Raw genomic sequence first — 13,181 nt, forward strand, 5'->3', positions numbered from 1 at the left:
GACTAGCGGAGTGTAAAAGTCCTGCTGCTCAATTCCTTTATAGTTTCCTTCATTTCCAATATCATTAAAGTCCCAAGGACTGTAGAGATATCCAAGCCAGTTTTAAGAGCTATGATATCACAGTGCAGTGGCCCTTCCTTCAGGAGCCTCAACACCTTTTTCTCTGTTTCACTCAATGGTAGCTCATCAATTTCTTTATCAAATGTTCTGGTTGAAATAATTCTTAACTCAGGGAATTCCTCAATTATATCCTCAGTACTTAGAAGTGGTTTGGCGCCATCTTTTATAAGAAGGTTTGTCCCACTGCTGTAAAGGCTGTTGATATTACCAGGTACAGCAAATACATCCTTCCCCTGGCTTGCAGCATAACTTGCGGTTATAAGTGAACCAGATTTCTCCTGTGCCTCTATTACCACAATACCCATGCTCAACCCCGAGATGATCCTATTTCTCATTGGAAAGTTATAAGGCAGCGGCTGAGTTCCCAATGGAAATTCACTGATGACAGCACCAGATGATGGGATCTCGTCATAAAGCGATTTATTTTTCAGAGGATATACCACGTCTATACCGCAACCTAAAACCGCTATTGTTCTACCTCCAGAATCTATGGCTGCCCTATGGGCATGAGTGTCTATCCCAGAAGCCATACCACTGACTATTGTAACACCAAGACCTGCCAAATCACCAGCAAATTTTTCACAAGCCCATTTTCCATAGGAAGTCGACTTTCTGGAGCCTACGATACCAATGGCAGTAGCGTCATCCTTCACAAAACTTCCTCTTACGTAGAGTACCATGGGTCTATCGTCGATCGACCTCAAAGATTCAGGATAATCATCGTCAAAATCTGTCAGGATTTCAGCGCCTTTAATTCTAACCTTTTTCTCGTACTGAGTCAAATCCTTAATCGAATTTTTATCTAAAATTCTAGCTGTTTGTAAATCTGAAAAAATCCCGGATGACTTCAAATCAACTTCATTCATTTTGTTTATCTCAGTAATATCCCCATAACAGTTGATGAATGAACAAATTTTGTCACTTGGGATCTGAAGCATATTTAACCAAATTAAAGTAGATCTTCCGTCCATGTGGAATCTACCCCCAATATTTTTTTTCAAGACCTCGGTAGCTAATAGCTTCCAAAAGATGATTCTCTCTAATAGAATCGGAGGAATCCAGGTCAGCAATTGTTCTAGCTACCTTAAGGATCCTATTGTAGGATCTTCCACTCAGCCTGTATTTGTCAAATGCAGCCCTCATGATCTCCTCACATGAGCTATTAAGCTTGCAGTACCTTTTAATTTCTTTATTCCCCATATTTGCATTGTAAAGTATTGACGTTCCAACAAATCTATCCGCTTGAAGCCTGCGAGCATTATCAACTGCTGTCTTCATTTCAAATGAAGATCTGGCTTTTATATCCAAGTTTAGATCATCATATTTAACAGGCATTACCTCTATGTGAAGATCGATCCTGTCCAGCAAAGGATGGCTGATCTTACCCAGGTAACGATCTATACTCCCCTGGCTGCAGCTACAGCTGTGCAGTGGGTCACCCAAGTATCCACAGGGGCATGGGTTCATACTTGCCACGAACATGAATCTGGATGGATATGATAGCGAAGCATTCACTCGCGATATCTGAACAGTTCCATCCTCCAATGGTTGTCTGAGCACTTCAAGGACGTTCTTCTGAAATTCCGGGAGCTCATCGAAGAACAAAACTCCATTATGTGCCAGGGATACCTCTCCCGGCTTTGGAACTCTTCCACCTCCAATTATTGATACACCGGATGCAGAATGATGTGGAGCCCTAAAAGGCCTTTTTCTAACGAGGCCGCCTGATGTAAGGTAACCTGCAACACTATAAATTTTAGTCACTTCTATTGCTTCTTCAAGACCCAAATCTGGCAGAATTGTCGGCAGCCTTCTTGCTGCCATTGTTTTACCTGAGCCGGGTGGTCCAATTATCAGTAGATTGTGAGCCCCAGCAGCAGAAACCTCCATAGCACGTTTCAAGCCTTCCTGACCTTTAATGTCAGCAAAGTCAATACTTTCTGGTTCAACCAATGAAGCGGTGCCAAGTTCTCCACTTGTATATGGCTTGAGTTCGATCTCTCCATTTATGTAGGCACATGCTTCCCATAGACTTTCAACTGGCATTATATCTACATCCTCGATTATTGAACACTCTTCTCTGTTTGCAAAAGGAACGAGAAATCTTTTAAACCCCATTTCTCTCATCGATATCACCATTGGCAGTGCGCCTTCGATCCTGTTAAGCGACCCATCAAGTGACAGTTCACCGATGAAGATAGTCCCTTCATAATCAAAATCCTTTAAAAAAGCAGCAGACCGCAAGATCCCAACTGCGATAGCCAGATCCATCTGCGAGCCATCCTTCCGAAGGCTAGCTGGAGCAAGATTTATGGTGATCCTGCTCAATGGGAACTCATATCCGCTGTTCTTAACTGCAGTCCTAACTCTTTCCTTTGATTCTTTGATGGCAGCATCGGGTAGACCTACTATATTGAACATGGGTAGACCTCTGGACAGATCTGCCTCGACCTCTACCAGATGGCCATTAAGGCCCTGTAATACGCAAGTGCTTACTTTAGAATACATATTCATCTCTCCTTTGGCTGTAAGCTATAAGGAAAATGCATTCTCAAAATGGTTGACTTTTTCTTCCTCCATCGGATAAACTTCTATAACATCATACCTTACCTGCACATCAGACATTCTACTTTTCTGAAGATACATTAGAGATGTGTTGGCAATTTTTTTTTGCTTTCTGGAATCAACTGATTCGAATGCATAGCCGTAATTGTTTCCAAGTCTGGTTTTTACTTCTACAAAAACCAGGACATCTTTGTCATAGGCAATGATATCGACTTCCCCGATCCTATTCCGATAGTTGGTTTCGAGAATTACATATCCTTTGTCAGTCAAGTACTCAATGGCCAGGGATTCTCCCATCCGACCTGTATTTATATGTCTATTCATTTCTTACCTTCCATTATTTTTGATATGAAGCTTTTTCTGTGTAGTTGAGAAGGGCCATAATCAAGCAATGCCTGGATGTGTCTGGCAGTTCCATAGCCCTTGTTACCTGCGATATCATAACCTGGATGGGCTTTGTCCCATGAGATGCAAAGTCTGTCTCTGAAAACCTTTGCTACTATAGAAGCGGCCGATATACCATGCACTATATTGTCGCCATCAATTATTCCTGATTGAGGTATGCCAGTTTGTATCCTCTCAGCATCTATAAGTATGTGACTGGGTATTATTTGTTTTCCATCCTTACCGGCCAGATTGTCAAGAGCCTGCTTCATCGCAAGTCTTGTAGCTTCCTTTATATTTATGCGATCGATGACATCTGGTTCTATCCTGCCTATTCCTACCGCAATCGAGTCATTTAAGATGTAGTCATAGAGCATCTCTCTTTTCGAAGGCGAAAGTTTCTTGGAATCCCTGACTCCTTCTATAATATACCTTGGAGGTAGAATTAGTGCACAGGCAACTACGTCACCAAACAGACATCCTCTGCCAACTTCATCGATACATGCTACAAAACGGTGTCCTTCATCATATAATCTTCTCTCAATTTCAAACACTTATAACACATCCTCAGGCTTTTCCAAAGTTATTCTTCCAAGCAGGCCTTTTCTGAACTCATCGAGTATCAATCTGCTTGTCTTTTCATAATCTATGCCTCCGCCTCTGATAATACATCCCCTTCTCATACCAATTGAATCCATGACCTGCAATGCCTCAATTTCTTCAACCGGAACCTGAAATCTTTCCTGGACTAAACTTGGGTGCTCCCTGCAAAGCTTATCTAGAAGCTTCAGAGCCAAGGTTTCCGTATCAAGTATCTCGTCCTTGATTGCTCCCGTATATGCCAGATTCAGTCCAACCTCCGGATCCTCGAATTTTGGCCAAAGTATTCCGGGAGTATCCAGCAACTCGATACCTCCCTTAGTTTTGATCCATTGGGTTGTCTTCGTTATACCTGGTCGATTACCTGTTTTAGCACCTTTTCTCTTTGCTAGACTATTGATCAGCGTTGATTTCCCTACATTGGGAATACCCAATATCATCGCCCGGATGGGTTGGTTTATGATGCCTTTTGCTGCATTGTTAACTCTCTTCTCTGCCATTATGGTTCTTGCGAGATCAACAAGCTGTTCCAATCCTTTGCCACTCAGAGAGTTTAACAGCACAGAAGGGATACCTCTATCCGCAAAGTACGACTGCCATAATCTGTTCCCCTCTGAAGAAGAAAGGTCAGCCTTATTAAGGATAATTATTCTTGGCTTCCTGCCTACAAGCTCATCTATTATTGGATTCCTACTGCTGAAGGGGATCCTGGCATCCAGGAGTTCAAAAACAATATCGATCATGACAAGACTTTTCTGTATTGATTCCCTGGTTTTCTTCATGTGGCCTGGATACCAGTTTATATTCATGTCCATTTTTTTACACCCACTTAAATATGAAAATTGGGACTGAAACAGTCCCATTAATAAAATCTTTTCTCTTTGACCTTAGCAGATTTACCCAATCTGTCTCTTAGGTAGTATAGTTTAGCTCTTCTGACTTTACCCTTTCTGACTACGACTATTTTTTCAACTCTTGGTGAATGCATAGGGAAAGTTCTTTCAACTCCTACACCGTAGGAAATTCTTCTTACAGTAAAGGTCTTTCTTGCACTGCCTCCTTGGATTTTGATGACAGTTCCTTCAAAAACCTGAATTCTTTCTCTTGTTCCCTCAACAACCTTGTAGTGAACCTGTACGTTGTCACCTACAGCAAACTCAGGAAGATCATTTCTTAGTTGTTCAGCTTCCAGCATTTTGATTATATCCATTATTAGTATCCTCCCTTCTATCTAAACGTTCTTGCAACCTTTGCAGAGGACCGTTCTTAGTAAACACCTTTTGTATTATAGCATAGCGTCCTGATTTAGACAACTATCTTTTACCCAGCTTATCCAGCAGCATCCAAAGCTCTTCCAGCTCATAATTGCTGTCCTTAAGTCTGCTGATAAGATCAGGTCTCTTCTTTATAGTGGTTTTGAATGAACTGAGCTTTCTCCACAACGATATCTTTTCATGATCTCCACTCAGCAATACTTCTGGAACCTTCATTCCCATGAACACCCTTGGACGTGTGTATTGAGGATACTCCAATAATCCATTATAGTGGGATTCAATCTCATATGATTCATCTGAGGCCAATACTCCGGGAAGTAGTCTTGCTATCGAGTCTATTAATACCATAGCCGGCAATTCGCCACCAGTAAGAACATAATCACCTATAGATATCTCCTCATCAACAAAACTCTCAATTACTCTACTGTCTATCCCTTCGTAATGACCAGCCAATAATATTAGATGGCTTTCTAATGAAAGTTCAACTACCTTCTCCTGTGTTAAAGGCTCTCCTTGAGGAGATAGGTATATGATCCTGCTATTTGGCTTTCTGACTGACAGTATTGATGAGTATACAGGCTCTGGCTTCATAACCATGCCCCTGCCTCCGCCATAAGGGTAATCGTCAACCCTGCCGTGCTTGTCCTCAGAGAAATCTCTGATATTTACGGCTGAAATTTCCAGTATTTCTTCAGATATTGCTCTACCAACGATGCTGTAGCTTCTCAACACATCGAATACTTCCGGAAATAATGTCAAAACATCGATTTTCATTCAATCATTCCTTCTATCGGATCCACCTGGATCCTTTTATCGGTTATGTTGACCGATACTATAAACCTCTCCACGGCAGGTATAAGATATTCCTTGCCATTACCCCCGTCAATAACATAAACATCGTTGGCTGCTCCCTGAAGAACATCCTTTATCGTCCCAAGTTTCCTTTCGGACATATCAAAAACCTCACAACCTAAAAGATCAGATATATAGTATCTTCCTTCAGGTAATTTGACTCTGTCATCATCAAGAATATAGATATACTGTCCCTTGAATCGAAGTATTTTGTTTATATCCTCGAGGCCTTTAAACTTAAGCAGAACCATGCCCTTGTGGATCCTTGGATCTTCAGGCAATACTTCTTCCTTTATTTCACCGATGTAAGCCTTTCTCAGATTGAAAAACCTATCCGGATCATCAGTCAAAGGAAATATCTTCATATCTCCCTTTACACCGTGAGTATTCGTTATTTTCCCAATGGCGGTATATCCCATTTTTCCACCTATCCGATAAGACTTAACTACTGTAGAATTTCAACGACAACTCTTTTGTTGTCTTTGATGGCAGCAGCTTTGACAACAGTTCTTATGGCTTTGGCGATTCTTCCCTGCTTACCAATTATCTTACCCATGTCCTCAGGTGCAACCTTAAGCTCGATTATTATGGATTGAGAGCCTTCCACTTCATTTACGCTGACCATGTCAGGATTGTCTACCAGTGACCTTGCTATAAACTCTACCAATTCACCCATAGTGTGCACCTCCAGGATTATTCTTCAGTAACTTCTTCTGCTTTATTGTACAATCCACTGTTTTTGAAAAGCTTCTCAACTGTTTCAGTTGGTTTTGCGCCGTTTTTAAGCCACTTTTCTGCCTTCTCACTGTCAATCTTGATAGTCTTTGGCTCTGTAAGAGGGTTGTAGTAACCAATTTCCTCAATGAATCTTCCATCTCTTGGTGATCTTGAATCTGCAACTACGATTCTATAGAAAGGAGTCTTCTTTGCACCCATTCTCTTAAGTCTGATTTTAACTGCCATTAATTTCACCTCCTGTAATTTGATATCTATTTAGAAAAAGGGGAATCCTAATTTCCCTTTTTTCTTCGGACCTTTACTCATTTCTGAGAATTTCTTCATCATTTTCTTTGTTTCTTTGAACTGCTTTAATAATTTGTTTACATCGGAGACTGTAGTTCCACTGCCGGCAGCTATTCTCTTTCTTCTGCTGCTGTCAATTATATCCGGATTGTCCCTTTCTCTTCGATTCATCGACTTGATGATAGCCTCAGTCTTTACCAAATCCTTAGGATCAAGGTCAAGTCCCTTTAGAGCTTTGGAATTCATGCCTGGTATCATTCCTAAAAGCTCATCCAAAGGCCCCATTTTTTTCATTTGCTCCAGCTGGTCCAGAAAATCGTCAAAGGTGAACTGAGCCGTCCTCATCTTTTTCTCAAGTTCCATTGCTTTCTTTTCGTCGATACCGGCCTGGGCCTTTTCGATCAAGCTTAGCACGTCACCCATACCTAAGATTCTAGAAGCCATTCTGTCCGGGTGGAAAGGTTCAAGTTGATCTGCTTTTTCCCCCAAACCAACGAATTTTATAGGCTTATCTGTTACAGCCCTTATTGAAAGTGCTGCACCACCTCTGGCATCTCCATCAAGCTTAGTGAGAACGACTCCAGTTATCCCCAGCTTCTCATTAAAGCTCTCCGCAACATTAACTGCATCCTGTCCCGTCATGGCATCAAGAACGAGTAATATCTCCTTAGGCTTAACTGCAGACTTGATGTTGATTATTTCTTCCATCAGTTCCTCATCGATATGAAGCCTTCCAGCAGTATCAACGATTATTACGTCGTTGCCATGCTTCCTGCCATGTTCAAGTGCTGCTTTGGCAATGTCCACAGGGTTATGTTTATCTCCCATCGAGAAAACCGGTACATTTACTTTTTCACCAACCACTTCAAGCTGTTTTATTGCAGCTGGTCTATAAATGTCGCAGGCAACAAGCAATGGTCTTTTGCCTTGCTTTTTGAGCAGACCTGCAAGCTTTCCAGTAGTCGTTGTTTTCCCAGCTCCCTGCAGACCACACATAAGTATCACAGTTGGAGGAGATGAAGCAAATTCAAGCTTAGCCTCTTTTTCTCCCATAAGAGCTGTCAGCTCGTCATTAACTATCTTGACTACTTGTTGACCGGGAGTAAGGCTCTCCATTACTTCTGTACCAAGAGCTCTATCCTTTATCCTCTTTATGAAGTCCTTTACTACCTTAAAGTTGACATCAGCTTCAAGAAGTGCCAATCTGACCTCTCGAAGAGCAGCATCAAGATCCTTTTCATTTATCTTACCCTTGCCCTTGAGCTTACCAAGAGCATTTTGCAGCTTTTCAGATAAGCTTTCAAATACCAATTTTAACCCTCCTGCCACATGTTTCTAGGATGATACTCTTTAGAAAAGTATTTTTGATATCCTTTCCTCAATACCTATGGCTTTATCCATGATTTCTTTATTTGCCCCAATTTTACCTATTTCATAAATTTCAGCTGCAATTCTTCTTATTTCATGTATAGTGTCCTGACTAGAGTAGAATTTTTCTACAAGACCAAGCTCATTTTCAAAGGAAAAAAGCTTATCTTCAGAGCGCTTTAAGGTGTCAAATACACTTTGTCTGCTGACCCCCAATTCCTCTCCGATCTCTGAAAGTGAAAAATCGTTGAGATAGTGTAGCTCCATTATCTGGTATTGCTTCTCACTGAGTAGCTTACCATAGAAATCAAGCAATATACCGATTCTAACCAACTTCTCCATTTTATCACCAACCAAATATACTGTCAAGCAATTTCCTTGACAGTATTATATTATTTCATATCTTTAAACTTGTCAAGTTTTTCTAAGCTATTCAAACATAGCCTCAACAAATGAATCGACTGAGAATGGCTGAAGATCTTCAAGGCTCTCCCCCACTCCAATTAGCTTGATTGGAAGCGCCAGCTCTGTTTGAAGTGCGATAGCTACTCCACCCTTAGCGGTACCATCGAGCTTTGTGAGTGCAACGCCAGTTATTTGAGCAACCTCCTTGAACACTTTGGCCTGATTGATTGCATTCTGACCAGTAGTTGCATCTAAGACCAGCAGTACTTCTTTGGTTGCCTCAGGATATTCCCTCTCAATTATCCTAAAAATCTTGCCAAGTTCATTCATTAGATTTGATTTGTTATGAAGCCTTCCAGCTGTATCACATATCAGGATATCAGTTTTTCGAGCCTTAGCTGCCTGTATGCCGTCAAAAATAACAGCTGCAGGATCTGATCCTTCCGTGTGTGCTACTATTTCAACACCTGCTCTATTGCTCCATTCCTCGAGTTGTTCGATTGCAGCTGCTCTGAATGTATCACCAGCTGCTATTAGAACTTTCTTACCACTTTGTTTGAAACCGTAAGCCAGTTTACCAATAGTTGTGGTTTTACCGACTCCGTTGACCCCGACCACCAATAACACAGATGGATGGGGCTCAAGTTTAAGTGCATTTTCTTGTACAGATTCAAGCATCAGCTTCTTGATCTCATCCTTTAACAACTCCCTCACCTGGTCAGATTCTGTAGCCTTTTCCTCTCTTACTCTGACTCTAAGTCTTTCAATAATTTTCATTGAAGGCCCAACGCCAGCATCGGTAGATACTAAAATATCCTCAAGGTCCTCAAAAAGCCCATCCTCAATACCCTTGTACCCAGTGAAAATATCCTCCAGTTTATTGCTCATTTCCTTCCGAGTCTTTGATAGACCTATCTTCAACTTGTCAAGAAATCCTGGATTTAGAGTTTTATCCTCACTTACAATCTCTTTCTCCTTTTTAAACCAATTAAACATTGCAACCTCCTATCCAGCCACGCTGTAATCCTTTAGTCTAAGCGAAATAAGTCTGCTTACTCCTTCTTCCTCCATAGTCACACCGTATAGAATGTCTGCTATCTCCATAGTCGTTTTTCTGTGAGTTATCAATACAAATTGGGTGTCGTCATCGAAGGTTTTGAGATAATTGGTATACCGACTAATATTTGCCTCATCCAGCGCAGCATCTATCTCATCGAGTATACAGAAAGGTGATGGCTTGGTCTTCAAAATCGCAAACAAAAGAGCAACAGCTGTCAGCGATTTTTCTCCGCCTGACAACAGCATCAGGCTCTGTAGCTTTTTACCTGGAGGCTGAGCCATTATTTCGATACCGGAGGTTAGTATATCTTCTCCCTCCTCTAATTCTAACCTTGCCTTTCCCCCATTGAATAAAGTTGAGAAGGTATGCTGAAATTTTTCATTTATTTCGTCAAAGGATTTTTTAAATTGGATCCTCATTTTCTTTTCCATGTCTCTTATCACCATTTGGATATCCTCACGGGCTGAGATAAGGTCATCCAATTGGGATGTTAGAAATTGGAATCTTTCAACAGAGTTCTTATAATCTTCTATAGCCCCTAGGTTTATGTTTCCTAATTCCTTGATCCTGGATCTGAGCTCCTTTATTGAATTTTGCTCCTCGCGTACATTTTCGACTGAAATGCTGAATGACAAAACTGTATCGATGTCCAGATCATAATCTGTCTGCATTCTTTCAGCCATCGACTCAATCTGAATATCAAATCTTGACCTGTCCATATCAAGCTTGTCGATTTCCCGGTCAACTTTAGCAAGTCTCTGAGCCAGTATCCTGTTTCTTTCCTGAAGCTCATAAAAAGAGTCCATTAGCTTATCCTTGGATTGGAGTAATTGCTTAAGATCTTCAGCCTCTTTGGACTCCTCCTCCTGACTACTGGATATTATGAGTTTCAGGTTTTCTACCTCGAACCTGTTTTCTGTGATGAGGTTATCAATTGATCGTAATTCTTTCCTCTTATTTTCAAGTGAAGTCCGAGTATCCTTTACGTTTAAAATGAATTGATTCATTTGAGATTCCAATGCAGAGAACCTGTTTCTGAGAATACTTACATTTAGTCTTAAATCAGTGATTTCATTATTTAATTCTCCCAGACTGTCTCGTAGCACAATCAGCTTTTCTTCGTTGGATCTTGAAAGATTTCTCTTATTTTCAAGGCTCAATGCCATTTCTGATGCTTCTTTATCAATTTTAACCGCACTTATCGTCAGCTGGTTCAGCTCATCCTGTAGTGCATTGGTCTCTATCCTCTTTTTATTTAAGTCAGCCTTAAGCCGTTCAATATCGAGCTCGATTAGTGCGGAGCGTCGCTCGTTATCTAATATTTCATCATATTGCCGTTTATTTTTTTCTTGTATCCCTATGATTTTATTATTGAGTTGAATAATATTTGCACTTTCTGATTCAAGTGTATTTTTTAAGGAAGACAATTCCAGTAGCAAGTCTTTGGATTCTACCTTAAGTGATTCAATTGCCTGCTTTCTGCTAAGAATCGAAGTACCTTTTGAGCTTGTACTTCCTCCTGTCAAACTACCGCCTGGATTTACTACATCGCCTTCTAAAGTAACTATTCTGTTCTTATACGAGTATCTCTTTGAATATTCAATTGCATTATCAATGCAGTCGAATATCAAGGTTCTGCCAAGCAGTTGATTGAATATTTCCTTTAGGTGTCTGTCGCAGTCGATAATACTGCTTGCAACCCCTAGGTACCCTTTTGATGATGACATTTTTTTATCAAGTGTCAACTCGCTGCCCTTAATGGTACTGACAGGCAGGAACGTAGCTCTTCCCTTATTGGAATCCTTCAAATAGCGAATATATCTTTTTGCAGTTTCTTCATTTTCGACCACAATATTTTGTATATTGCTTCCAAGAGCTATCTCAATCGCTTTAAGGTATCGATCCTCAACTTTAAACAAATCTGCTACCAATCCTAAATAGCCATTAGCAAATTCATTGCTTTCCTTTGCTTTGATAGCAAGAGCCTTGACGCTTCCGTAATAGCCTTCGAAATCCTTTTCCAGATTCTCATAAAGTCTTAGGGTCGCTGCTGTATTATTCAGGATATTGTCTTTCTTAGATACATCTTCACTTAGATCATTCATCAGTTTATGACGTAATGAAAGCTCCTTTTCCTCTCCGACCAGCTCAGCTATACCATATTCCAACTTCTGCTTCAAACCATCAAGTTCATATCCAAGCCTATTTTTTGAATCGGTTTTATTATGGATGTCACTTTGGATAGCGTCTGTTTCTTCTTGAAGCTGAATCATCCTCTTTCTAATACTCTCAGTAAAAGACGTTATAGTTCCCGCTTCACTTTTTAGTGAAAAAACTTTTGACTGGTCATCCATTATTTCATTACGTAAACTCGAAGATAAAGAATCCAGCTTCTCTATTTCTTTAATTAGTTCTGATTTTTTATTCTCAGATGTATTCCATTCAACCTCAAGTTGATTTATTTGCTTCTCAAGGTTTAACAGCTCGATGCTAGACTCATCGAGAAAGCTTCCGCCCCCATCGAAAGATGTTTCTAAATCAATAATTTCGCGATTATACCTGTCTATCTCCCTCTGCAGGTAGATTTCCTTCTCCTGAAGAAGCTTAATGTTGTTTTTAATGCTTTCATTTCGTTGAAAATTCTCAAGCTTAAGTGACCTTTTCTCCTCTATAGCCTTTTCAACGCTATCGATATTTCCCTTAATGTTTCCAAAGGCCGCTGTAATCGAATCCATTTCGTTTTCCAGAAGTTTCTTTTCTTCAAGCAATTCAGCTTCCTTGGAATCCAGTTTTTCAGATGCGGATCTCATTCTTTTTATTTCCCGTGATGCCATGGCAACGTCAAGATCACGCAGCTGGCCGAAAAGTCTTTGAAACTCGCTTGCTTTCTCAGCTTCATCTTTTAGCTGTTCCTTTTGATTTTTGATCTCGTGAAGAAGATCGCCGATCCTGGTGAGATTGACTTCAGTTTTATCCAACTTTCTCAGTGCTTCTTGTTTTCGAGTCTTGAACTTGATTATTCCTGCAGCTTCTTCAAATATATTCCTTCTGTCCTCTGGTTTATTGGACAATATTTCGTCGATTTTTCCCTGGCCTATAATCGAATAGCCTTCTTTACCCACACCTGTATCCATAAAAAGCTCCCGCACATCCTTAAGACGGCATGCGTTTTTATTTATGTAATATTCACTTTCACCGGATCTGAACATCCTTCGTGTTACAGCAACCTCACCGTATTCTACTGGTATTCTTCTGGAACTGTTATCAAAGGTTATAGTTACCTCAGAGAATCCAAGAGCCCTTCTTTTTTCAGTACCTGAAAAAATTACATCCTCCATCTTGATACCTCTTAGGCTCTTGACGCTTTGCTCTCCCAAAACCCATCTGATAGCATCAGCAATATTGCTCTTGCCACTACCATTTGGTCCGACAATAGCTGTTACTTTGCTGTTAAACTCAACTTCAGTTTTTTCCGCAAAGGACTTAAATCCCTGGATATCAACTTTCTTTAGATACAAATCCAACACCTC

The 13,181-nt window shown here is 40.5% G+C and carries 14 protein-coding genes; all 14 read right to left on the bottom strand.

Annotated elements, in window-relative coordinates; translation table 11 throughout:
* Nucleotides 1–2: 2 nt before the first annotated feature.
* Nucleotides 3–1,121 (bottom strand): DNA-processing protein DprA, encoded by a 1,119-nt coding sequence (gene dprA, locus AC4PHB_RS04395; RefSeq protein WP_492137428.1) that lies wholly within the window; start codon nt 1,119–1,121, stop codon nt 3–5.
* Nucleotides 1,099–2,628, bottom strand: coding sequence for a YifB family Mg chelatase-like AAA ATPase (locus AC4PHB_RS04400; protein WP_492137429.1), 1,530 nt, complete (start codon nt 2,626–2,628; stop codon nt 1,099–1,101). Before AC4PHB_RS04400 ends, dprA begins: the two co-directional genes overlap by 23 nt.
* A 24-nt stretch (nt 2,629–2,652) precedes the next feature.
* The gene (locus AC4PHB_RS04405) at nt 2,653–3,009 is read right to left on the bottom strand and encodes a YraN family protein (RefSeq protein WP_492137430.1); all 357 of its coding nucleotides are present in this window, start codon (nt 3,007–3,009) and stop codon (nt 2,653–2,655) included.
* Nucleotides 3,006–3,623, bottom strand: coding sequence for a ribonuclease HII (gene rnhB, locus AC4PHB_RS04410; RefSeq protein ID WP_492137431.1), 618 nt, complete (start codon nt 3,621–3,623; stop codon nt 3,006–3,008). Before rnhB ends, AC4PHB_RS04405 begins: the two co-directional genes overlap by 4 nt.
* Entirely contained in the window at nt 3,624–4,478 is an 855-nt protein-coding gene (ylqF, locus tag AC4PHB_RS04415) for a ribosome biogenesis GTPase YlqF (protein WP_492137742.1), read from the bottom strand.
* A 53-nt stretch (nt 4,479–4,531) separates the two neighbouring features.
* Entirely contained in the window at nt 4,532–4,879 is a 348-nt protein-coding gene (gene rplS, locus AC4PHB_RS04420; protein WP_333688951.1) for a 50S ribosomal protein L19, read from the bottom strand.
* A gap of 103 nt (nt 4,880–4,982) precedes the next feature.
* On the bottom strand, nt 4,983–5,717 hold the full coding sequence (gene trmD, locus AC4PHB_RS04425) for a tRNA (guanosine(37)-N1)-methyltransferase TrmD (protein ID WP_492137432.1): 735 nt from the start codon (nt 5,715–5,717) through the stop codon (nt 4,983–4,985).
* Nucleotides 5,714–6,214, bottom strand: a complete 501-nt coding sequence (gene rimM, locus AC4PHB_RS04430) for a ribosome maturation factor RimM (RefSeq protein WP_492137433.1) — start codon at nt 6,212–6,214, stop codon at nt 5,714–5,716. Before rimM ends, trmD begins: the two co-directional genes overlap by 4 nt.
* 26 nt (nt 6,215–6,240) lie before the next feature.
* The gene (locus AC4PHB_RS04435) at nt 6,241–6,471 is read right to left on the bottom strand and encodes a KH domain-containing protein (protein ID WP_492137434.1); all 231 of its coding nucleotides are present in this window, start codon (nt 6,469–6,471) and stop codon (nt 6,241–6,243) included.
* Nucleotides 6,472–6,488: 17 nt separating this feature from the next.
* On the bottom strand, nt 6,489–6,758 hold the full coding sequence (rpsP, locus tag AC4PHB_RS04440) for a 30S ribosomal protein S16 (RefSeq protein ID WP_492137435.1): 270 nt from the start codon (nt 6,756–6,758) through the stop codon (nt 6,489–6,491).
* A 30-nt stretch (nt 6,759–6,788) separates the two neighbouring features.
* Complete coding sequence (ffh, locus tag AC4PHB_RS04445) at nt 6,789–8,129, bottom strand: signal recognition particle protein (protein WP_492137436.1); 1,341 nt, start codon at nt 8,127–8,129, stop codon at nt 6,789–6,791.
* Nucleotides 8,130–8,168: 39 nt separating this feature from the next.
* Entirely contained in the window at nt 8,169–8,528 is a 360-nt protein-coding gene (gene ylxM / locus AC4PHB_RS04450; protein WP_492137437.1) for a YlxM family DNA-binding protein, read from the bottom strand.
* Between the two features lie 87 nt (nt 8,529–8,615).
* On the bottom strand, nt 8,616–9,587 hold the full coding sequence (ftsY, locus tag AC4PHB_RS04455; RefSeq protein ID WP_492137438.1) for a signal recognition particle-docking protein FtsY: 972 nt from the start codon (nt 9,585–9,587) through the stop codon (nt 8,616–8,618).
* Between the two features lie 9 nt (nt 9,588–9,596).
* Nucleotides 9,597–13,169, bottom strand: coding sequence for a chromosome segregation protein SMC (smc, locus tag AC4PHB_RS04460; protein WP_492137439.1), 3,573 nt, complete (start codon nt 13,167–13,169; stop codon nt 9,597–9,599).
* Nucleotides 13,170–13,181 lie beyond the last annotated feature (12 nt).

It is taken from the genome of Gudongella sp. QWL-04 (assembly GCF_058683975.1).